20 protein-coding genes and 4 pseudogenes are annotated in these 21,700 nt (G+C 55.5%); 14 read left to right on the plus strand and 10 right to left on the minus strand.

Annotation, left to right across the window (positions count from 1 at the left end; genetic code table 11):
- The first annotated feature begins 282 nt into the window (after positions 1–282).
- The 6 genes from aspS to ruvB all read left to right on the plus strand — a co-directional run bounded on the left by aspS (position 283) and on the right by ruvB (position 5,599).
- Positions 283–2,073, plus strand: a complete 1,791-nt coding sequence (gene aspS, locus SGP1_RS11205; RefSeq protein ID WP_011411086.1) for an aspartate--tRNA ligase — start codon at positions 283–285, stop codon at positions 2,071–2,073.
- On the plus strand, positions 2,073–2,516 hold the full coding sequence (gene nudB, locus SGP1_RS11210) for a dihydroneopterin triphosphate diphosphatase (RefSeq protein WP_011411087.1): 444 nt from the start codon (positions 2,073–2,075) through the stop codon (positions 2,514–2,516). The genes aspS and nudB overlap by 1 nt, the downstream gene beginning before the upstream one ends.
- Before the next feature lie 23 nt (positions 2,517–2,539).
- Entirely contained in the window at positions 2,540–3,283 is a 744-nt protein-coding gene (locus tag SGP1_RS11215) for a YebC/PmpR family DNA-binding transcriptional regulator (protein WP_011411088.1), read from the plus strand.
- Positions 3,284–3,326: 43 nt separating this feature from the next.
- The gene (gene ruvC / locus SGP1_RS11220) at positions 3,327–3,848 is read left to right on the plus strand and encodes a crossover junction endodeoxyribonuclease RuvC (RefSeq protein ID WP_011411089.1); all 522 of its coding nucleotides are present in this window, start codon (positions 3,327–3,329) and stop codon (positions 3,846–3,848) included.
- Between the two features lie 108 nt (positions 3,849–3,956).
- Positions 3,957–4,574, plus strand: coding sequence for a Holliday junction branch migration protein RuvA (gene ruvA / locus SGP1_RS11225; protein ID WP_011411090.1), 618 nt, complete (start codon positions 3,957–3,959; stop codon positions 4,572–4,574).
- 8 nt (positions 4,575–4,582) lie between these two features.
- Positions 4,583–5,599 carry a Holliday junction branch migration DNA helicase RuvB gene (gene ruvB / locus SGP1_RS11230; RefSeq protein ID WP_011411091.1) on the plus strand — a complete coding sequence of 339 codons (1,017 nt, stop codon included), beginning with the start codon at positions 4,583–4,585 and terminating at the stop codon, positions 5,597–5,599.
- 94 nt (positions 5,600–5,693) lie between these two features.
- Here ruvB and znuB read toward each other — a convergent pair.
- Positions 5,694–6,351 (minus strand): annotated as a pseudogene (gene znuB, locus SGP1_RS11235) (zinc ABC transporter permease subunit ZnuB); the annotation flags it as partial.
- Positions 6,344–7,111, minus strand: coding sequence for a zinc ABC transporter ATP-binding protein ZnuC (znuC, locus tag SGP1_RS11240; RefSeq protein ID WP_011411092.1), 768 nt, complete (start codon positions 7,109–7,111; stop codon positions 6,344–6,346). The gene znuC and the pseudogene znuB, both read right to left, overlap by 8 nt.
- Positions 7,112–7,283: 172 nt before the next feature.
- On the opposite strand from znuC, the pseudogene SGP1_RS11245 reads away from it, so the two are divergent.
- The 3 genes and pseudogenes from SGP1_RS11245 to lpxM form a co-directional block, all read left to right on the plus strand.
- Positions 7,284–7,979 (plus strand): annotated as a pseudogene (locus SGP1_RS11245) (metal ABC transporter solute-binding protein, Zn/Mn family); the annotation flags it as partial.
- A 12-nt stretch (positions 7,980–7,991) separates the two neighbouring features.
- Positions 7,992–9,317 carry a murein DD-endopeptidase MepM gene (gene mepM, locus SGP1_RS11250; protein WP_011411093.1) on the plus strand — a complete coding sequence of 442 codons (1,326 nt, stop codon included), beginning with the start codon at positions 7,992–7,994 and terminating at the stop codon, positions 9,315–9,317.
- 97 nt (positions 9,318–9,414) lie between these two features.
- The gene (gene lpxM, locus SGP1_RS11255; protein WP_011411094.1) at positions 9,415–10,377 is read left to right on the plus strand and encodes a lauroyl-Kdo(2)-lipid IV(A) myristoyltransferase; all 963 of its coding nucleotides are present in this window, start codon (positions 9,415–9,417) and stop codon (positions 10,375–10,377) included.
- Positions 10,378–10,460: 83 nt separating this feature from the next.
- Here lpxM and SGP1_RS33340 read toward each other — a convergent pair whose 3' ends face one another.
- The 5 genes from SGP1_RS33340 to SGP1_RS11265 form a co-directional block, all read right to left on the minus strand.
- Positions 10,461–10,676, minus strand: coding sequence for a divalent metal cation transporter (locus SGP1_RS33340; protein WP_243465982.1), 216 nt, complete (start codon positions 10,674–10,676; stop codon positions 10,461–10,463).
- The gene (locus SGP1_RS35120; protein WP_279379468.1) at positions 10,669–11,139 is read right to left on the minus strand and encodes a divalent metal cation transporter; all 471 of its coding nucleotides are present in this window, start codon (positions 11,137–11,139) and stop codon (positions 10,669–10,671) included. Before SGP1_RS35120 ends, SGP1_RS33340 begins: the two co-directional genes overlap by 8 nt.
- On the minus strand, positions 11,129–11,617 hold the full coding sequence (locus SGP1_RS35125) for an Nramp family divalent metal transporter (protein ID WP_279379382.1): 489 nt from the start codon (positions 11,615–11,617) through the stop codon (positions 11,129–11,131). The genes SGP1_RS35120 and SGP1_RS35125 overlap by 11 nt, the downstream gene beginning before the upstream one ends.
- A 6-nt stretch (positions 11,618–11,623) precedes the next feature.
- Complete coding sequence (locus SGP1_RS33345; RefSeq protein ID WP_243465983.1) at positions 11,624–11,818, minus strand: hypothetical protein; 195 nt, start codon at positions 11,816–11,818, stop codon at positions 11,624–11,626.
- A 475-nt stretch (positions 11,819–12,293) separates the two neighbouring features.
- Entirely contained in the window at positions 12,294–13,076 is a 783-nt protein-coding gene (locus SGP1_RS11265; protein WP_011411095.1) for a DUF1460 domain-containing protein, read from the minus strand.
- Between the two features lie 632 nt (positions 13,077–13,708).
- On the opposite strand from SGP1_RS11265, the gene SGP1_RS29660 reads away from it, so the two are divergent.
- Entirely contained in the window at positions 13,709–14,134 is a 426-nt protein-coding gene (locus tag SGP1_RS29660; RefSeq protein ID WP_148203473.1) for a hypothetical protein, read from the plus strand.
- Positions 14,131–14,694: a hypothetical protein gene (locus tag SGP1_RS11275; protein WP_148203474.1), complete on the plus strand. Its 564-nt coding sequence runs from the start codon at positions 14,131–14,133 to the stop codon at positions 14,692–14,694. Before SGP1_RS29660 ends, SGP1_RS11275 begins: the two co-directional genes overlap by 4 nt.
- Before the next feature lie 16 nt (positions 14,695–14,710).
- Here SGP1_RS11275 and pyk read toward each other — a convergent pair whose 3' ends face one another.
- Both pyk and SGP1_RS11285 read right to left on the minus strand, forming a co-directional pair.
- Positions 14,711–16,153 carry a pyruvate kinase gene (gene pyk / locus SGP1_RS11280; protein ID WP_011411097.1) on the minus strand — a complete coding sequence of 481 codons (1,443 nt, stop codon included), beginning with the start codon at positions 16,151–16,153 and terminating at the stop codon, positions 14,711–14,713.
- A gap of 166 nt (positions 16,154–16,319) precedes the next feature.
- Positions 16,320–17,177 carry a MurR/RpiR family transcriptional regulator gene (locus SGP1_RS11285; protein WP_011411098.1) on the minus strand — a complete coding sequence of 286 codons (858 nt, stop codon included), beginning with the start codon at positions 17,175–17,177 and terminating at the stop codon, positions 16,320–16,322.
- Between the two features lie 321 nt (positions 17,178–17,498).
- Between SGP1_RS11285 and zwf the strand changes: the two genes are divergently transcribed.
- A complete protein-coding gene (gene zwf, locus SGP1_RS11290) occupies positions 17,499–18,974 on the plus strand; it encodes a glucose-6-phosphate dehydrogenase (protein WP_011411099.1) in 1,476 nt (491 codons plus the stop codon).
- A gap of 69 nt (positions 18,975–19,043) precedes the next feature.
- A pseudogene (gene eda / locus SGP1_RS11295) lies at positions 19,044–19,472 on the plus strand (bifunctional 4-hydroxy-2-oxoglutarate aldolase/2-dehydro-3-deoxy-phosphogluconate aldolase); the annotation flags it as partial.
- Between the two features lie 300 nt (positions 19,473–19,772).
- On the opposite strand, the gene SGP1_RS33350 reads toward eda, so the two are convergent.
- On the minus strand, positions 19,773–19,967 hold the full coding sequence (locus SGP1_RS33350; RefSeq protein WP_341532806.1) for a helix-turn-helix domain-containing protein: 195 nt from the start codon (positions 19,965–19,967) through the stop codon (positions 19,773–19,775).
- Positions 19,968–20,774: 807 nt separating this feature from the next.
- On the opposite strand from SGP1_RS33350, the pseudogene SGP1_RS11305 reads away from it, so the two are divergent.
- Positions 20,775–21,686: pseudogene (locus SGP1_RS11305) on the plus strand (MFS transporter).
- The last annotated feature ends 14 nt before the right edge of the window (positions 21,687–21,700 follow it).

A 21,700-nucleotide genomic window follows, 5' to 3' on the forward strand; every position in this document is an offset into this window, starting at 1 on the left:
GGTCAGCCCAGAGTATGTTACTCCAAGCCTGAAGTGACAGTATCGCCACGATCAATTTTGTTAATATTTATGAGACGAAACGCTATTTTCATCGGCCGGCGTCCTGCAACGCAGACGGGCTTATGCTGTGCCTGAAATTCCTTTATAATGACCGCCTTTCAAATGCCGGCCCGTGCAGTGGCACTCGCCGGCCGGTAAGGCCGGGCGCAGCCATTGATGAATAACAGCTCGTTTTGACCCATTCCGGCATCCGCTGACGGGCTGAATTTTAAGGATATCCTAATGCGTACTGTATATTGCGGACAGCTGAACCTGTCACATGTTGGTCAGGAAGTGATGTTATGCGGTTGGGTTAACCGCCGTCGCGATCTGGGCGGTTTGATTTTCATCGACATGCGTGACCGGGAAGGCCTGGTGCAGGTATTTTTTGATCCCGACCGTCAGGATGCCTTTGCCCGCGCCGCCGAGCTGCGCAATGAATTTTGCCTGCAGTTGACCGGTATCGTGCGCGCCCGTCCGGACAGCCAGGTCAATAGCGAAATGGCGACCGGCGCCGTTGAAGTATTGGCCACCGAGCTTTCCATCATTAACTGCTCTGAGCCTCTGCCTCTCGATAGCAACCAGAATAACACCGAAGAGCAGCGGCTCAAATTCCGCTACCTCGATTTGCGTCGCCCGGTTATGGCGCAGCGCCTCAAAACGCGGGCGCGCATCTCCAGTTTCGTCCGCCGCTTCATGGACGCCGAAGGTTTTCTCGATATCGAAACACCGATGCTGACCAAGGCGACGCCAGAGGGTGCGCGCGATTATCTGGTGCCCAGCCGGGTGCATAAAGGCAAATTCTACGCCTTGCCGCAGTCGCCGCAGCTGTTCAAGCAATTGCTGATGATGTCGGGGTTCGATCGCTACTACCAGATTGTAAAATGTTTCCGCGATGAGGACCTGCGCGCCGACCGTCAGCCGGAGTTCACCCAGATAGACGTTGAAACCTCTTTCATGACCGCAACCCAGGTGCGGGAGGTGATGGAGCGGCTTATTCGCGATTTGTGGCGCGAGATTACCGGCGTTGATCTGGGCATTTTCCCGCAAATGACGTATGCCGACGCCATGCGCCGTTTCGGCTCAGACAAGCCGGATTTACGCAACCCGATGGAGCTGGTGGACGTGGCGGACCTTGTCAAGGACGTGCAGTTCAAGGTGTTCTCGATTCCTGCCAACGACAGCCAGGGCCGCGTTGCGGCATTGCGCGTGCCCGGTGGCGCGCAGCTAAGCCGCAAACAGATTGATGAATACGGTAAATATAGTGAAATCTACGGCGCCAAAGGGCTGGCGTGGATGAAGGTAAACCAGCGCGCCGCCGGTGTGGAAGGGGTACAAAGCCCGGTGGCGAAATTCCTGGGGCCGCAGGTGATTGAACAGATCCTGGTACGCACCGGAGCCGCCGATAGCGATATCATTTTCTTCAGCGCGGATCGCAAAAACGTCGTCACCGATGCGCTGGGGGCACTGCGTCTGAAACTGGGCCTGGATTTGCAGCTCACGGTTACCGACCGCTGGGCGCCGTTGTGGGTCGTCGACTTTCCGATGTTCGAGGAAGACGGGGAGGGCGGCCTGGCGGCCATGCATCATCCGTTCACCGCACCAAAGGATGTCGATGCCCAAATGCTTGCCGCATCGCCGACGTCGGCGGTGGCCAACGCCTACGACATGGTGATTAACGGTTATGAGGTCGGCGGCGGTTCAGTGCGCATCCACCGTGGCGACATGCAGCAAACGGTGTTCGGCATTTTGGCCATCAACGAACAGGAACAGCAGGAGAAATTCGGCTTTCTGCTCGATGCGTTAAAATACGGCACGCCGCCGCATGCGGGTCTGGCCTTTGGCCTCGACCGGCTGGTAATGCTGCTTACCGGTACCGATAATATCCGTGATGTTATCGCGTTCCCGAAAACCACCGCTGCGGCGGATCTCATGACCGAAGCGCCGAGTTTCGGCAATGCCGATGCACTCGCCGACCTGTCGATTGCGGTTGTCGGCAAGGGGCGGGAAGCCATGGAAAACGGTCGCTCATAATGCCCTATAAACGCCCGGTTTCGGTGCTGGTGGTTATCTCTGCCGCCGATAGCGGGAGGGTACTGATGTTACAACGCCGGGACGACCCGGCATTCTGGCAGTCGGTTACCGGCGGGATCGATGCCGGCGAACTTCCGGCGGCGGCAGCGCGGCGTGAAGTCCGTGAGGAAACCGGTTTCGATGTGGCCGCCGGCGGGCTGATGCTCACCGATTGCCAGCGCTGTATTCAGTTTGAAATTTTTAGTCATTTTCGCCACCGTTACGCCCCCGGAGTGACGCACAATACAGAATATTGGTTCTGTTTAACGCTACCCTGTGAGCAGGCGCCTGTGTTAAGCGAGCATCTTAGCTGGCGCTGGATGGACGCCGCGGACGCCGCAGCATTGACCAAATCCTGGAGTAACCGGCAGGCAATTGAAGAATTTGTTATTCATCCGGTCTGAAAAGGCTTTTTTCGGAGAGAAATATGGCAGGTCATAGTAAGTGGGCCAATACCAAGCATCGTAAAGCCGCACAGGACGCCAAGCGCGGGAAGATTTTTACCAAGATCATCCGCGAACTGGTCACCGCCGCTCGTCTGGGCGGGGGCGATGTCGGCTCAAATCCCCGTTTGCGCGCAGCGGTGGATAAAGCATTAGCCAATAACATGACGCGCGATACCTTGAACCGCGCTATCGCCCGCGGCGTGGGCGGTGGTGATGATGCGCAGATGGAAACCATCATTTACGAGGGCTACGGCCCGGGCGGTACTGCGGTCATGGTGGAGTGTCTGAGCGATAACCGCAACCGTACCGTTTCCGAAGTGCGCCACGCCTTTACCAAAACCGGCGGCAATTTGGGCACTGACGGCTCCGTGTCGTATTTGTTCACCAAACGAGGGGTCATTTCCTTTGCGCCGGGTCTGAGTGAAGACACCATCATGGATGCGGCGCTTGAGGCCGGTGCCGATGACGTAATCACCTATGATGACGGGGCAATTGACGTGTACACCACGCCTGAGGCTTTCGGCGAGGTGAAGGACGCGCTGGAAGCGGCCGGGCTGACGCCGGAAGCGTCGGAAGTGGCGCTGGTGCCGTCGACCCGCACCGACCTGGACGCCGAGACCGCGCCGAAATTGCTGCGCCTTATCGACATGCTGGAAGATTCCGATGACGTGCAGGAAGTCTACCACAACGGGGAGATTTCCGACGAGGTGGCGGCAACCCTGTGATGACCGCGTACCCGCCTTATCTCATGCGCCGGGCGGCAGCGGCATGACGGTGATTCTGGGCATCGACCCCGGTTCGCGCATTACCGGCTATGGCATCGTACGGCAGGAAGGGTGTAAACTGACCTACCTGGGGAGCGGCTGTATCCGGACCAAAGTCGACGATCTACCCGCGCGTCTGAAGTTGATTTATGCCGGCGTCAGCGAAATTATTACACAGTTTCAGCCCGACTGCCTAGCGATAGAGCAGGTTTTTATGGCCAAGAACGCGGACTCGGCGTTAAAGCTGGGTCAGGCGCGTGGCGTGGCTATCGTGGTGGCGATGAATCTGGATTTGCCGGTGTTTGAATATGCGGCGCGGCAGGTTAAACAAACGGTGGTAGGCAGTGGTGCAGCGGAAAAGAGTCAGGTGCAGCATATGGTTCGTACCCTTTTGAAGCTGCCGGCCAACCCGCAGGCGGATGCCGCTGATGCGTTGGCTATCGCCATCACCCATTGCCATGTCAGCCAAAATGCCTTGCGTATGGGCAGCGGCGGGCTGAATCTGGCGCGCGGGCGGCTGCGTTAGCAATCGGCGGTGGTGTGTTAACCTTTAGACTGGATATCTATCCAGACTTTATTATGTTATAAGCATAACCATCATAAGTAACTACCTGACGCATTGAGGAAGGTCGAGGTGATCGGACGTCTCAGAGGCATCATTCTGGAAAAGCAGCCGCCGCAGGTGCTATTGGAAACCCATGGGGTAGGGTATGAGGTCTTCATGCCGATGACCTGTTTCTATGCCCTGCCGGAGACCGGCCAGGAGGCGGTCATCTTTACCCATTTCGTGGTACGTGAGGATGCCCAACTGCTGTTTGGCTTTATTCATAAACAGGAGCGGGTGCTGTTTCGCGAGCTTATTAAAGTCAACGGGGTCGGGCCAAAGCTGGCGCTGGCCATTTTGTCCGGCATGTCGGCGCAACAGTTTATCAGCGCCGTGGAACGCCAGGAAATCAACGCCCTGGTGAAATTGCCCGGCGTCGGTAAGAAGACTGCGGAACGGCTGGTGGTGGAAATGAAGGACAGGTTCAAAGGCCTGTCCGGCGATCTGTTTGTGCCACAGGGCGCGGGCGAGATCCCTGCCGCCATCGATGCGCCGGCCATGCCTGCCGATCCCGAGGGTGAAGCGGTGGCTGCCCTGGTGGCGCTGGGTTATAAACCGCAGGAGGCAAGCCGGATGGTAAGTAAAGTAGCCAGCGCCGGCTCTGATTGTGAAATGCTAATCCGTGATGCTCTGCGCGCTGCGCTGTGAGGTAGAGGATGATAGAAGCCGATCGACTGATGAGCGCCGCCGCTGTGACCGGAGAAGAGGTGATCGACCGGGCTATCCGACCGAAAAAACTGGAAGACTATATCGGCCAGCCGCACGTGCTCGAGCAAATGGAGATTTTCATTCAGGCGGCGAAAATGCGCGGCGACGCGCTCGATCATCTGTTGATCTCGGGGCCGCCGGGGCTGGGTAAAACCACGCTGGCGAACATTGTCGCCAATGAGATGGGCGTCAATTTGCGCACCACCTCGGGTCCGGTGCTGGAAAAAGCCGGCGATCTGGCGGCCATGCTGACCAGTCTCGAACCCCATGACGTTTTATTCATTGATGAAATCCACCGACTGTCGCCGGTGGTGGAAGAAGTGCTGTATCCGGCCATGGAAGACTACCAGCTGGATATTATGATAGGCGAGGGGCCGGCCGGCCGCTCAATCAAAATCGAGCTGCCGCCGTTTACGCTGGTGGGAGCCACCACCCGCGCCGGTTCGCTGACGCCGCCGCTGCGCGATCGCTTTGGCATTGTGCAGCGACTGGAGTTTTATCAGACGGGGGATTTGCAGCACATCGTCAGCCGCAGCGCCGTCTGTCTGGCGCTGAATATTACCGAGGGGGGCGCGCGGGAGATCGCCCGTCGGGCGCGCGGCACGCCCCGCATTGCCAACCGGCTGCTGCGTCGGGTCCGCGACTTCGCCGAAGTACGGGCCGCGGGCCACATCACCGATGATGTGGCGGTGAGCGCGCTGAACATGCTGAATGTCGATACCGAAGGGTTCGATTTCATGGATCGCAAGCTGCTGCTGGCCATTATCGATAAGTTTGTCGGGGGGCCGGTCGGGCTGGACAATCTGGCGGCGGCGATCGGCGAGGAGCGGGAGACGATAGAGGACGTGCTGGAGCCGTTTTTGATTCAGCAGGGGTTCATCCAACGCACCCCGCGCGGACGCATCGCCACCGTGCATGCTTACCGCCATTTCGGGCTAGAGGAACACGGCGGCGATCCCGAATAACGCCGCACGGTACAGCCGTGGCCTGCGATCTATAGCGCCGTTGACCCGCGCGGCGGGGTGATCTGCGCCGTGCGAGCGGGGGGCACGACCGGATTTTCATCGTTAGACTGAGCAGAAACAGTACCGAGGCGCACAGCACCACGGACGGACCGGGCGGCGGCGGGAGATAATAAGCAGTGATGTAATAATCAATGCGCCGACAAATTTCATCGCCAGCCCGATGGTCAGCGCCGTGACCAGAATTAATAACAGCTTGATGCGGGGCAGGCGGATCCCGTCGACGTGGGCCAATTCAGGACTGATGGTCACGGACAATAACGCGCGCCATTGCCACAGGATAAGCGTCAATACCACCACGACCCCGACGGCCACCAGCGCGATATCCTGCGGCGTGACCGCCAGCAAATCGCCAAACAGGTACGCCATCAGATCTACCCGCACCCCATGCATCAGGCTGACCACCACCAGGCCCAGCGACAGCGACCCGTGCGCCAGAATGCCCAGCAGAGTGTCGATAGCCAATTGCGGAAAGCGTTCCAGCCACACCAGTCCCAGCGCCAGGGTGACCGCGATCACCGCATAAAACGGATTAATGTTCAGCAACAGACTAAAAGCGACGCCCAGAAGGAGGCGTGCACCAGGGTATCGCCAAAATACGACATCTTGCGCCAGACCACGAAGGCGCCGAGTGGACCCGCCGCCAGCGAAAGCAGCAGGCCAGCAACCCAGCCGGGCAGCAATAATTCAATCATGGCGGCACTCTCCGTGCGGCTGCGCGGCCGGCATGACCTCGCCCTGTAAATCGTGGCGGTGATTGTGATGATGGCGGTAAATGGCGAGCTGCGATGATTCACGATAGCCGAACATGGCAATAAAATCCGGATGGGCCGAGACCACTTCCGGAGTACCGGAACAGCAGATATGGCGATTAAGGCACAGCATTTCATCGATTTTCGCCATCACCAGATGTAAATCGTGGGACACCATTAATACGCCGTAACCGAGCGTATGGCGAAGGTTGTCGATTAAATCATACAGCGCCACCTGACCGTTGACGTCCACGCCTTGAGTAGGCTCATCCAGCACCAAGAGTTGTGGTGAATTGAGCAGGGCGCGCGCCAGCAGCACCCATTGCATTTCACCGCCGGATAGCTTCTGCATTGGAGCCTGATGCAAATGCTGCGCCTGCACCCGCGCGAGCGCCGGTCCAATATCGCCTTTCTTCACCCCCGGATGCAGACGCATGAAGCGTTCGACCGTCAGCGGCAGCGTGGGATCAATATGAATTTTCTGCGGCACATAACCCACGCGCAGTTTAGGCTGGCGCCTTATTGTGCGGGCATCGGGCGCAATAAGGCTGAGCACTACCCACACCAGCGTCGATTTACCGGCGCCATTCGGGCTGAGCAGGGTGAGAATGTGTCCGTGGCGCAGGGTAAATGAGATATCGTGCAGTACCGCTTTTCGCCCGAAGGCGACGGCAATGTGTTCAAGGGCTACCAAGTCGGTCATGATGATTACGATTGTTAAATTGCCGCGTTACTATAACATAACAATCTGCTTGGTTACCGATGAGAATATTGCCATGCCCGCCTCCCTTTCCACCGTCGTGTTGCGCCCTGTTTACCGTACCTGTCGTTTCGCCTTATGGGGTGCCGCATTGGGGGTGATGGCCTGTGTGCATGCCCAGGCCGCGGTCGTCACCTCTGTGCGTCCGCTGGGATTTATCGCCGCCGCCGTTGCCGATGGCGTGATGCCGGTGGAGGTGATCCTGCCCGATGGCGTATCCCCTCATGATTACGCGCTGCGGCCGTCGGATACGCTGCGCTTGAAAAAAGCGGATGTGCTGGTCTGGGTGGGGTGGGGCCGGAGCTGGAGGCATTTTTATCGGGACCCGCCTCGTCGCTGCCGAGGCGATACATGACCGTCTTATGGAGTTAATGCCCGAAAAGAAACAACTTTTGGACGATAATCTGCGCATTTTCAAGGACGTCTTGACAAAAAATGACAAAAATATCGCTACAATGCTGGCACCCGTTCGCGCTAAAGGGTATTACGTATTCCACGATGCGTATGGGTATTTTGAAACATACTATGGCCTGACGCCGTTAGGATATTTCACTATCAATCCCGAAATACAGCCCGGTGCGCAGGCTTTACACACAATCAGAACACAGTTGGTTGAGCAAAAAGCAACCTGTATTTTTGCTGAGCCACAATTCAGGCAGCCGTTATCAACGCCGTCGCCCGCGGGACAAACGTGCATATAGGCACCCTGGACCCGCTGGGAATAGGTATCGTTTTGGACAAGGAAAGCTACGCGCGCTTCCTGTTGCAACTGTCGAACCAGTACGTGAGCTGCCTGGAAAAGAACACATGAGGATAGTCATTAGTGCAGCAGATAGCCCGCTCTTTCGCCCTGGCGTTTAATCATCTGCCGCGACCCCACCGCGTCATGCTGGGGTCGTTAACCATCGTCACACTGGCCGTCGCCGTTTGGCGACCTTATATTTATTCCCCGGTAGTGGAGCTGCCCCACAGCCGTATCATACCGCTGGAAGACCACCAATTGCGCGAGCTGGCGCCTGAGGCCAGCGAACCCCTCGATCAAACAACCCCGGACAGCGACGAAGATATTCCAAAGGATGATCTGGACGAACGCGTGGAAGGGGAGGCAGGAGTACATGAATACGTCATCTCCACCGGCGATACTCTAAGCAGCGTCCTCACCCAGTACGGCATCGATATTGCCGATGTCACCGCTCTGGCACGGCAAAATCCCGCATTGCGCAATCTGAAGATAGGCCAGTCCCTCTCCTGGACGCTGACCGCCGACGGCGATTTACAGCGCCTGACCTGGGGTGTTTCCCGCCGCGAGACGCGCACCTATGACCGCATTGACGGCGGTTTTAAGGAAAGTATCGCTAATATGACCGGCGAGTGGCGCAATACGACCTTGACCGGCCAGCTCGATGGCAGTTTTGTCACCAGCGCCCGCGCCGCTGGCCTGACCGGCGGCGATATCAATGCGGTGATCAAAGCCCTGCAGTGGCAGCTGGATTTTCGCAAGCTGCGTAAAGGCGATCAGTTCTCGGTTCTGACCTCAAGGGAAATGTTGGACGGCAAGAGCGTCCAAAGCCAATTGCTTGGCGTGCGCTTGCGTAGCGGCGGTAAGGATTACTACTCCTTCCGTGCGGATGACGGTAAATTCTATAATCGCGATGCCGCCGGGCTGGCCCGGGGTTTTATGCGCTTTCCCACCGTGAAACAATTCCGCGTCTCCTCCAATTTCAACCCGCGCCGGCTTAACCCCGTTACCGGGCGCATTGCGCCCCACCGCGGTGTTGATTTCGCCGTCCCGGTCGGCACGCCGGTATTGGCGGTAGGCGACGGCGAGGTGATGGTCAGCAAACGCGACGGCGCCGCCGGGAATTATGTGGCTATCCGTCACGGTCGTCAGTATATGACCCGCTATATGCACCTGAAAAAACTGCTGGTGAAACCGGGACAGAAAGTGAAGCGCGGCGACCGTATCGCCCTGTCCGGGAATACCGGCCGCTCCACCGGCCCCCATCTGCATTATGAGGTGTGGATCAACCAGCAGGCGGTCAATCCGCTGACCGCTAAACTGCCGCGCACCGAAGGTTTGACCGGCCGCGATCGCGCCGAGTATCTTGCCCAAGTCAAACAAATGCTGCCCCAGCTGCAGTTAAATTGATATGACGCCCTCAGCAGCCGATCCTGCATCGGCTGCTTTTTTTCTTTATAATGCGGTCAACCGCACTATGGGCGCGTTTAACAGCAGTGAGAAAGGCATGGAAAAGACAAAAAAGGGACATACAGAATTCATCCCAACCTTCAAAAGCGCATTCTATACGCCACGTTACTGGGGCGTTTGGCTGGGGATTGGCGCTATTGCCGCATCAGCCTGGATCCCGCCGCGGCTGCGCGATCCCGTTTTGGGCGCGCTGGGCCGGGTGGTCGGCCGCGTTGCGCACAAAGCGCGTTTTCGCGCCCAGGTCAACCTGGCCTACTGCCTGCCGGAAATCGACACGCCGCAGCGGGAAACCATCATTGACGACATGTTCGCCTGCGTCACACAGTCCACCATTCTGATGGCCGAACTGGCCTGCCGCGATCCCAAGCGGGTCCTGGCGCGGGTGCGCTGGCATGGCGACGAATTGATTCAGCGACTACAGGAAGAGGGTCGCAATGTCATCTTTTTGGTTCCTCACGGCTGGGCGGTGGACGTACCGGCGATGCTGATGGCGGCGCGCGGCCAGAAAATGGCGGCCATGTTCCATAATCAGAGCAATGAGCTGGTGGATTACATGTGGAACCGCGTGCGGCGGCGTTTCGGCGGCCGTATGCACGCCCGCAATGATGGCATTAAACCTTTTATCAGCTCGGTGCGTCAGGGGTATTGGGGCTATTATCTGCCCGATCAGGATCACGGCGCTGAGCACAGTGAGTTTGTTGATTTTTTTGCCACCTATAAAGCGACGCTGCCGGCTATAGGCCGCCTGATGAAAGTCTGCCGCGCTACCGTCGTTCCGTTATTCCCGGTTTATGACGGTAACACCAGCCTGCTGCATATCCATCTTCTGCCGCCGATTGCGGATCTCACGGACTCCGATGAGGCCACCGTGGCGCGGCGCATGAATGAAGCGGTGGAAACACTGGTCCGCCCGAATCCGGAACAGTATACGTGGGTGCTGAAACTACTTAAAACCCGCAAGCCCGGCGATCCCAACCCCTATAAACGGCCGTCGCGCTGATAGGCTATACTCCGCCGGCTGCGGACGGGCGCATCGCTCGCGCATAACCGGCGGCCAGACAATGGCCGCCGACGCGCTGCTGCTTAATTGAACAACATTTGCACTGTTTCGATGATGAGTTGAATATTCAATACGACCAATACCGCAGTCGCCAGCCAGCCTAGGACAATAAACGGCGGGCAATTGACAAATTTGCCCATGCGTTTTTTGGAGGACGTTAAATACAGCAGCGGCACCATTGAAATCGGCAGGGCGATGCTCAAAAAGACCTGGGTGTAGACCAATAGCTTCTCAACCACATCCCCCTTTATCTCCCCACCAATAAATACACGCTACAACCGGCATAATGGCAATCAGGCGGGTAATCATGCGCCGCTGCCACAGCGGTAGTCGGAAATTGATGAACCCTTCCATAACGATTTGCCCGGTTAAGGTCCCCGTGATAGTGGCATTCTGACCGGAGGCTAGCAGCGCGACCGCGAACAATGTGGCCAGGGTAGAACTGGCAATCGTGCCGACCATGGTGTGATCCTGCAGGGCGTCATAAAGCTGGGCGAAGCGGCCGATATCATCCGGATTTTTGCCAAAAAACATCGCGGCGCCGAGGATAAGAAGCAGGCAATTAATAATGGATGAGAAGCCAAGCTGCACATTGGAATCAATGGTCGCATAGCGGATCGCTTCTTTCAGCGCCCGCTCATAGCTGCGGTCGTATTGGCGCGATTGGACAATGGAAGAGTGCAGGTACAAATTATGTGGCATCACGGTGGCGCCGGACGATACCCAGCGCAATAAAGAAAGCGGAATCACCGCCCTCCACCTTTGCCGTGAGGATATCGCTTTGCGGGATGAACGCGCACACGATTTGGCCGAGATCGGGATTGGCCAATGCCACCTCATAAGCAAAAATAACAAAAATAGTGGCGATCAAGGTAAAGACCAGCGCCTCGATCTTCCTGATGCCGAATTTCATCAAGGCCAACAACAGAAAAACGCCCAGCACGGTAATAATCACCCCGAGCAGCAGCGGGATCTTGAACAATAAATTCAGAGCGATGGCGCTACCGATAACCTCGGCGATCTCTGTCGCGATGATCGCTAATTCGGTGGTGATCCACAGCACGACGGCGGTGCGTTTGCCGACCAGGGCTTTCGTGGCCTGCGCTAAATCCATCCCCGTCACAATGCCCAGTTTGGCGCACATGACCTGCAACAGCATGGCAATAAGACTGGAAATCAAAATCACCTACAGCAGAATGTAGCTATAGAGCGCGCGCCCCTGAATAGAGGTAATCCAGTTACCGGGATCCATATAGCCTACCGCGATCAATGCGCCGGGCCCTGAAAAAACAAACAGTTTCCTAAAAACTCCGCCTTTTCCCGTCGGGATGGAGATAGTACCGTTGATTTCTTTAAGACTGTTTTTTCTAACTATTTCCATCTTTTATTCCAAATTGCCATGCGGTTGCGAACGATGATTTTATTGTGAATGCTAATGAGATTCATTATCAATTATGGGATCGTTGAGTTCCGGTTTACTTCGGGCAGGCGCAGGCCTGCGCCTTGCGCGCCGAATATAACGCACCGCAGGGGTGTATGCGTAATTCAGTCGTGGGCAGGGCGGTACGGCCCGTGATACCCCTGCTGCGGCGTCTGTAAACGTAGGCAATAATCCCTTATTCAACAGCAATAATAAGGGGTGTGCGGGGAAGGAGGCGGAATTATCCGGGGCGGTTTAAAAAGGGTTGAAGTTTCTGCAAGATGCAAAGGTATAGCAAGAGGCGTGTAAGGGCGTGAGATCCGCTGTAGAAAAGGGGGCAAAGGGCACGGGGAGTCGCCGGCTTACTTCCCCCGTGACCCGTGATGAGACCAGGGCGCGGGGCCGGCGCTGCCCACCCGGGAAAGCGCGTCAGATTTTATAAGGCGCGCAATACCACGATCCCGGGTTTGTTACGCATGTAATCTATAAATGGGATATCTACCACTTTATGGTTGCGCTGCAAAGATGAGGCATTTCGGTAATAGAGCTGATCCCCTTTGCGGATGGCAATGCCCACATGGGAAACATCAAGCCCGTCAAGTTTGGAATAAATGCCGATATAGTCGCCTGTGTGGATAGCAGCAAGCGCATTCTGGTCCAACGCTTGTGCGGGAATGTAGGTGATATCGCGCTCAAATACGCCGATGGCGGGAATGAACCGCCCGCCGTCCGCTTTCAGGTTCAGTTGCTTGTGGATTATCTTGGAGTTGGGACTGATTTCGGTGGTGACGTCCCGCGCATTTCGCGACTGGCTTGCAAACCAATCTGTGAAGAAATGCTTGCGGTTTACAAAAGATACCTTACCATTCTTGTAGCGGGTTTTTACCAATTGACCGAGAAAATCCGCCTTGTTGGACGATTGGCTCAGCGCGTGTACGTAATCTAGCATGGTAAAGCAGTCAACGCCGTTGAAATCCACCACCAGCTTTTCGGGCTCGGTGGCTGAACCAATTAAGATATTGGCCTGATAGGGAGTGCTGAGGAAAGATTGTGATACCAACTCAATTAATTCCCCACGGCTTTCCTGTTCATGTGTTTGCACATCATTAATAATATGCTGCGCTTTGGTGGCGCTAATCGCATCTATGGCCACCGGATATTTTTTTGGGGAGCATGCCGATAATAGCAGGCATAGGGGAATAATCAGGTATTGACGCATTATAATTTCCTTAACGCGGTAAACGAAAAAAATGTTGAAGGGAAATAACGCTGGATGTCAAAAACAACCTTAATTTTGTTGTTGATTCATTTATGTCTTGGCTGATAAAAGTAAATGGTACTTATAATTATTATCTAGTTAATTTATTTACTCTTTTACCGTTATTATCGCTGTACCTTAAGATCAATATCGTAGACTGTACCAGCACGTTTATTCATCGGTGGGTGTAAGCCGCCAGGCTGAGGCCTGTTTCCGCTGGCATAGGATAGGGCGCCGCCCGTCAGGCGGGGATACCGGCTGACGCTTTCAGCATTTCACGCCGCCGTGTTAATGGCGATTAAGCGCAGTGGCGCAACTGGAAAGGTGTTATGGGAGGATCGATATCACGCTGGCTACCCGTGGAAATACGGTCAGGATATCGCGTGAACGTATTGATGATTTAATGATGGCGGACGATAGTCACTGTTTTTTCAGCGCCCGGGCAAAATTCATCGATTTTTTGCAGGCGTATCTTTTCTGGAAAAAGTAAAATAGAAGATTATAAACACATTCATCAATTGCTTTGTTATGATAATCCTAAATCTTTATGGGATGAGACCATAGAAAGTCACTGGCGCCCGCTCTTTTGTCTTATGAAAATGATGGATCACAGTAGGGCAGAGCATAGACGGCATTACCGTATTGCGTGGAAAAATAATGGCTATTATGTTTATATCTTAACACTCATCTATGCCGGGAAATCTATTACTCGGACGATGCTTAATCAGCAAGAAATCGATTTTCTGAAAGAAAAGCTTTTTAACGAAAATAACGGCGAAATTATCTTGCGCGCTGCCCGGAGCGAGAGTAAGCCTCACCACGAACACTATGCGAGATCGTTTTTACGCCATTATGAAGACTATAAACAACAGCGGGCCACCGCAATCACATCGCCTCTATTGACCGCTTTTTGGGACAAATCATGGGCAAATCCATTAATCAACACGTCATCGCCAAAGGGAAGGAGATTGGGCGGGGATGCTATGGGTCGGCCTTTAAAATTGGCGCGTTTGTGGTGAAAATTCCCTGTAATAAAGATAAGGTCTGGATCGATTTTGCGGCGCTGCCAAATGCCCATCCCGTACGCACCCAATATTACCTCAATAGGGCCAATGATGAGCCTGATTTTGCCCGCGCCGGAGTGATGACCAATAAACACGGCGATTCGGTGGATGTGTTTGTCACGAAATATATCGTGGGCAGTACGTTAGAAGATCTGTTTGACGACGAGGAAGTGTATCGGCTGCGCACCAAAGCATTGATGCAGCTCGATGCGCGCGGATTATTTATGCATGACGCCGACGTGATAGGCAACATATTGGTGGACAGAGATGGGCGAATATACTTTATTGATGCCGACCAAATGGTCATTGCACAACGTCAGCGGCTTACCTGCGCGCCATCCTTTGCCACCGAGGAGTTGGAAGCGGTGCTGGAAATCCAGTATCAGGCAATGGCAAAGCGGGCGATGAAACGCTGCCGACGCGATAATGACTATTTGCGGCGTCTATCAGCGCTGCGCGCGATGCGCGTACAACCCACCGCGATGGACATCACGGCCGCCCGATGCGGCCCGTGATGCGTTTGTCGGGCGATTATTCCACGCGCAGGATGCGGCTGGTGTTGGTGGTCCCGACCATGTCCATGACATCGCCCTGGGTGATAATGACCGTGTCTCCCGACACCAGAAAGCCTTTATCGCGCAGCAAGTTGGTGGCGTGGGTCGTCGCCGCCACGCCTTCACCGTCGCCGTCAAAGTAGACCGGCGTCACGCCGCGATAAAGCGCGGTCAGATTCAGGGTATGTTCGTGGCGCGAGAGGGCAAAAATCGGCAGACCCGAGCTGATACGCGACATCATAAGCGCGGTGCGGCCCGATTCTGTCATTGAGATAATGGCGGTGATGCCTTTCAGGTGGTTGGCGGCGTACATCGCCGACATGGCGATGGCCTCTTCGATGTTATCGAATTGCACATCCAGCCGATGTTTGGACACATTGATGCTGGGGATCTTTTCCGCGCCGAGGCAGACGCTGGCCATTGCGGCCACCGTTTCGGCGGGATACTGCCCTGCGGCGGTCTCGGCCGAGAGCATGACCGCATCGGTGCCGTCGAGCACCGCGTTGGCGACGTCCATGACTTCCGCGCGCGTCGGCATCGGATTGGTTATCATCGACTCCATCATCTGCGTGGCGGTGATGACGGCGCGATTAAGCGTACGGGCGCGGCGGATCAATTTTTTTTGAATACCCACCAGTTCCGGATCGCCAATTTCAACCCCTAAATCGCCGCGGGCGACCATCACCACATCCGAGGCGAGGATGATATCGTCCATCGCTTCCTCGGTCGCCACGGCTTCGGCGCGCTCCACCTTCGAGACAATTTTGGCATAGCTGCCCGCGTCACGAGCCAGACGGCGGGCATAGTTCAAATCCTCGCCGGTGCGGGGAAAGGACACCGCCAGGTAATCAACGCCAATTCGCGCGGCGGTAATGATGTCGGCTTTGTCTTTTTCGGTCAGCGTTTCGGCGGACAAACCGCCGCCAAGCTTGTTGATGCCCTTGTTATTGGACAGCGGACCGCCTACCGTCACCTCGGTGTAAACCCGAATACCCTGGACTTCGAGTATTTTGAGCTGCACGCGGCCATCATCGAGCAGCAGAATATCGCCGGGCACCACATCGTCGGGCAAGCCCTTATAATCAATGCCCACCCGCTCGCGGTCGCCCTCGCCGCGGCCAAGTGAGGCATCCAGCAGGAATTTGTCGCCGATGTTCAAAAAAATTTTCCCTTCACGGAACGTCGAAACGCGGATTTTAGGCCCTTGCAAATCGCCGAGTATCGCCACGTGCCGGCCGAGTCGGGCCGAGATTTCGCGCACTTTCTGCGCTCGCAAAAGATGATCTTTTGCGCTGCCGTGTGAAAAGTTCAGGCGTACGACGTTGGCGCCGGCGGCGATCACTTTTTCGAGATTATTATTGCGATCGGTGGCGGGGCCGAGGGTTGTGACAATTTTGGTTCTTCTTAGCCGTCTGGACATGGATAACTCCGTTGACTTGGGCAATGGTGTTGTTACAACAAAAAGACTGCTCCGGAGGGGTGCCAGACGTTTGACCGGTCCCCGCGCCGGGTAATCCCTGCTGGTAAAAGCCCTCTGCGGCAGCCCGGCCGTCGCAGAGGGCACGAAGGTTTCCTGGATGCCTTCGTTAAAGTCCTAATTCCGTTTTATCAAAGCGCGATTCTTTCAGGGCGTCCTTGACCCGCTTCAAGTTATCCCGGAATTTTGCGCCGCGCCGCAGCGTAAAACCGGTTGCCAGGACATCGATCACGGTCAATTGTGCCAGACGTGATGTCATCGGCATGAACATATTCGTGTCCTTAGGCACATCCAGCTCCAGAGTCAAAGAGGCCTCAAGCGCCAGCGGCGAGCGTGGCGAGGTGATGGCGATAACCGTCGCATCATTCTCCCGCACCAGCGCCGAGAGTTCTACCAGAATTTTGGTGCGCCCGGTATGAGAAATCAGCACCACGACATCACCTTCGCTGGAATTCATGCAGCTCATGCGTTGTAGTACAATATCCTCTGAGTAAACCACCGGGATATTGAAACGGAAAAATTTATTCATCGCATCATGCGCCACCGCCGCCGAAGCGCCAAGGCCAAAAAAGGAAATTTTTTTGGCCTGGGTCAGAAGGTCAACTGCCCGATTGACCGCGGCAATATCGAGACTGTTTTTAACCTGCTCCAGACTCGCCATCGCGGACTCGAAGATTTTATGAGTATAGGAATCTACGCTATCGTCTTCATCCACATTGCGGTTTACATACAGCGTCCAATTCGCCAGACTTTGGGCGAGATGCAATTTAAAATCAGGATAGCCTTTGCTTCCTAAACGGCGGCAAAAACGGTTGACAGTTGGTTCGCTAACGTCGGCCGTACGGGCCAGGATGGCGATGCTGGAATGGATAGCGGTTTGAGGGGAGAGCAAGATGACTTCCGCGACCTTACGTTCGGATTTACTCAGTAACTCCAGATGAGTATTGATCTTTTCCAGCATGTTCATAAGTGAATAGCTCATGGATTTTGCCGATTTCACACAAAGGAGAAATCATTACCGATTTAATGAAATATACTACGAGCTGGTAGTCAAAGGCAGCGAAACCGGGAGGGCCTGCGTGTTTTTTGCCAGAGTATGACCTGTGTCTAACTTTCAAAGCGGTAAGGCAACCACAATGTTGTTAATTAATTATATTTTTGAAAACAAAGACGTATAATTGCCAAAAAATAGGAGCGGAATGCATTATTTTTGACGTTTTACCAGTCGATGTCAAAAAAATACTCTAACGATGTAATAAAATTACAAATCCTGTACGAGGAGAAGAACATGGCAGTAACCTCTATAGCCCAGGCCTGTGATCTGGTCATTTTTGGCGCGAAAGGCGATCTGGCACGGCGTAAGTTGTTGCCCTCGTTGTATCAGCTGGAAAAGGCAGGTTCGCTTCATTCGGAAACCCGCATTATTGGCGTCGGGCGCGCGGACTGGGACGTCAAGGAGTATACCAAAGTCGTGCGTGAAGCGCTGGAAACCTTTATGAAGGAACCCATCGACGACAAATTATGGAAAACGCTGAGCGTACGGCTGGATTTCTGTAATTTGGATGTGGATGAGACCAAGCATTTCAGCCGGCTGGGTGAAAAACTGGACCAGCAGGCCCGGGTAACGGTGAACTACTTCGCTATGCCACCCAACACCTTCGGCGCTATCTGCAAGGGCCTGGGTGAAGCGAAATTGAACAGTGAGCCGAGCCGCGTTGTCATGGAAAAACCGCTGGGTACCGACTTGGCGTCTTCGCAGGTGATAAATGATCAGGTTGCGGAGTATTTCAATGAAAGCCAGGTCTACCGTATTGACCATTATCTCGGCAAAGAGACAGTATTGAACCTGCTGGCGCTGCGTTTTGCCAATTCACTGTTCGCCTCCAATTGGGATAATCGCACCATCGATCATGTGCAGATTACGGTGGCCGAGGAAGTCGGCATCGAAGGTCGCTGGGGCTATTTTGACAAAGCCGGTCAGATGCGCGACATGATTCAAAGCCACCTGTTGCAGATCCTGACCATGATATCCATGTCGCCGCCTTCGGATTTGACCACCGATCGTATCCGCGATGAGAAAGTCAAAGTGTTGCGCTCGCTGCGCCCCATCGATCACAGCAATGTGCGTGATACCACGGTGCGCGGTCAATACACCGGCGGTTTCGTGCAGGGGAAAAAGGTGCCCGGTTATTTGGAAGAAGAGGGCGCCAATAAAAATAGCCGCACTGAAACCTTCGTTTCCATCCGCGTCGATATCGACAACTGGCGTTGGGCGGGAGTGCCGTTTTATCTGCGTACCGGCAAACGCCTGCCGACCAAATGTTCTGAAGTCGTGGTCTATTTCAAAAATCCGGCGCTTAACCTGTTCCGGGATTCCTACCAGCAATTGCCCCAGAACAAATTGACCATTCGTCTGCAGCCGGACGAGGGGATGGATATCCAGATCCTGAATAAGGTGCCGGGATTGGATCATAAACATCGCCTGCAGACCACCAAACTGGATCTGAGCTTCACTGAAACCTTTAATCAGGAACATTTGGCCGACGCTTATGAACGGCTGCTGCTGGAAACCATGAGCGGTATTCAGGCGCTGTTTGTCCGCCGTGACGAAGTGGAAGAGGCCTGGAAATGGGTCGATTCGATCATGGAAGCCTGGGAGGCAGATAATGACGTGCCCAAACCTTATCAGGCCGGTACCTGGGGGCCGGTTGCCTCCGTCGCGATGATTACCCGCGATGGACGCTCGTGGAACGAGTTCGAGTAACCGACGGCATCAAACCGTCGTCAGGACAGGTTCCGCGCCCCGATTTTTCAGCCGTGTGCCCACGCGCGCGGCAGGGTGACGAACGCGGAACAGCTCGCCGAGGTGACAGCCGCCGGGGCGCAGTTTGCCATCAGCCCTGGCCTGATTGAGCCGTTATTAAAAACCGCCACAGCTGGCTCGATTCTGTTAATTGCCGGCATTAGCACCGTATCCGAATTGATGCTGGGTATGGATTATGGTCTGTGCGAGTTCAAATTTTTCCCAGCAGAAGCCAACGGTGGTGTGAAAGCCCTCCAGGCGATCGCCGGTCCGTTCTCCCAGGTGCGTTTTTGCCCGACCGGCGGCATTTCGCCGGCCAACTACCGTGATTATCTGGCGCTGAAGAGCGTGCTGTGCATCGGTGGTTCCTGGCTGGTACCGAATGAGGCGCTGGAACAGGGCGATTATGCCCGCATCACCCAATTGGCCAAAGATGCCGTTGCCGGCGCTAAAGCATAACCACTCCTGTTCATCACGCCGGCGGCGCCTGTTCGGCAAGTAGCACGGCGGTTAAATCCGCGCCGTTCCTGGCGCGGTTTTTTTTGCCCGCAGGATCGGTCGCACCTTTGCGCCGTCACCTCGGCGGCCAGGGACAGAGGGCCACTCCCGCAGCGACTAACGTTTTCCCCCTCACCACCGCCCGGGGTTGCTCAGGCGAATGCTTTGCCCGTGAGCACAGCATCGCCGTCACGGTCGGTGCTTTAGCCTGAGCGCCATCCTCATTGCGCCGTAGCGAACCGGTCCACGATGGCGCCTGACCTACCCGTCTGCGCCCATGTCGATAAACGTGCCTTTCAAACGTGCAGCGTTTAACCGCCGCCGCCGGGAAGCCGCCGTGTCGTGCTGCCGATCGTCGGCAAAATACTGCCGGGGCGGTTTCCCCAACGCTTTTTTGAACATGGTGATAAAGGCCGAGGGAGAGTCATAGCCCAGATTTTCCGCCACCCGCTGCACGCCAGTTCCCGGATGGAGATAATTAGCTGTAATCGCTGTCGCCGGCAGCCAAAAGTCATGCCGGTTTCTTTGATAAACAGCCTGGCCAGCGATCGCTCATTCATGCCGACCAGACTAGCCCATGCGGGAAGCGTGCGGCGCTCGGCGGGTGAATGGTTTAATGTATCGGTGATGCGTCGAATGCGCGGATGGGAAGAAAAGGGCAATGAGAGGTTCTCCTCCGGCATGTTGGCCAATTGTTCCAGCATCACCACGGCAAGGCGTCCGGTCGGTAAATCGAGCGCATAATCCCCCGGCAGCTCGGCCAGATGCAATATCAGCTGTTGCAGCAGCGGTGAAATAAACAACGTACAGCTTCGCGCCAGTAACCCCGGAAAGATGGGCTCCACGAACACGAAGCAAAAGCGGGCATTGACGGTAGCGTGATTACTGTGCGGCGTATCAGCCGGGATCCACACTGCGCAATGGGGCGGTACCATCAAGAGCGCATCGGTGAGTTCGCAGGTGATACCGCCATGCAGTGCCATGATTAATTGCCCTTTGCGATGCTGATAAAAAGGGGTCTCCATCGCGCTCTGAACGACATTCAGACGCATCGCCGTCGCCAGATTGCGATCCCGATCGGGTTCATAATGGGTTAAAGGTGCCGGCAGCATGGCCATTTATCACAATTTTCCGTCATTTTATCTCAATTTTTTCACCGCGCAAGCCGGTAAAGTAGACGGGCATTCATGACAGCAGGAGTCACGTTTTTGGCTAATACATCCCCCGGTTTTCAGATCTGGGTGACCGGGCGTTTTTTACTTACTGGTCGTCGGCATTTTATTGATAGCGGCCTGCCTGCGCACGCCCATAATCAGCGTGGCGCCCATTGTGACCCACATTCGGGATAGCTTTGCTCTTAGCACTGCGGCAGCGGGTGCGTTGACCACGTTACCGCTGCTTGCCTTCGCGGCCCGGCTTGCGCGCTGGCAGGGTATCGAGCGGGCGTTATTTGGCGCGTTGGCGGTGATGATTGTCGGTGCGCTGCTGCGCGCCGTGGACTAGTTAGCCTGTGTGTATTTGGGTACCTTCGTGCTCAGTGCCGGCATAGAGGTGGGCAATGTATTGCTACCGAGTTTATTGAAGCGTGATTTTCCGAAGCGTATTGCCGGTATGACCGCGGCCTGCGCCGGGGAAGCCTCTGGCCTGGCAGGTCACGCTGTTTCTCGGCCTGAACTCCTTTATTTACTATATCGCCGTTGGCTGGCTGCCGGCCATGATAACCGCAGCGGGGTATAATTCCGCTTATGCGGGATCGTTACACGGTCTGATGCAGCTCGCCACCGCCGTGCTGGATATCCTGCTGGCGCCGGTGATAGCACGGATGAAGGACCAGCGCTTGCTTGCGCCACCGGCCTTGTTACGCTGGTGTCGCTCGCGGGGCTGGCTCTGTGGCCCGTATGGGTCGTGGTCTGGACCGTGTTGTCGGGCGTCGGCACTGGGGCGGCAATGATTTTGGGGCTGGCATTCATCAGTCTGCGCGCCGCGGAATCGCACCAGGCAGCGGCACTGTCGGGTATGGCGCAATGTATGGGTTATCTGCTGGCTGCGTTTGGCCCGATGCTGATGGGCGATCTGCATGACCTTGCCGGGAGCTGGTATTGGCTGCTGCTGCTGTGTAGTCTGTGCGCAGGTGTGATGGGTTTGCTGGGGTTTCTGTGCGGGGCCGACAGGTAAATCAGCGCCCACTG

The sequence above is a fragment of the Sodalis glossinidius str. 'morsitans' genome (assembly GCF_000010085.1).
In the GTDB taxonomy this organism is placed as follows: domain Bacteria; phylum Pseudomonadota; class Gammaproteobacteria; order Enterobacterales; family Enterobacteriaceae; genus Sodalis; species Sodalis glossinidius.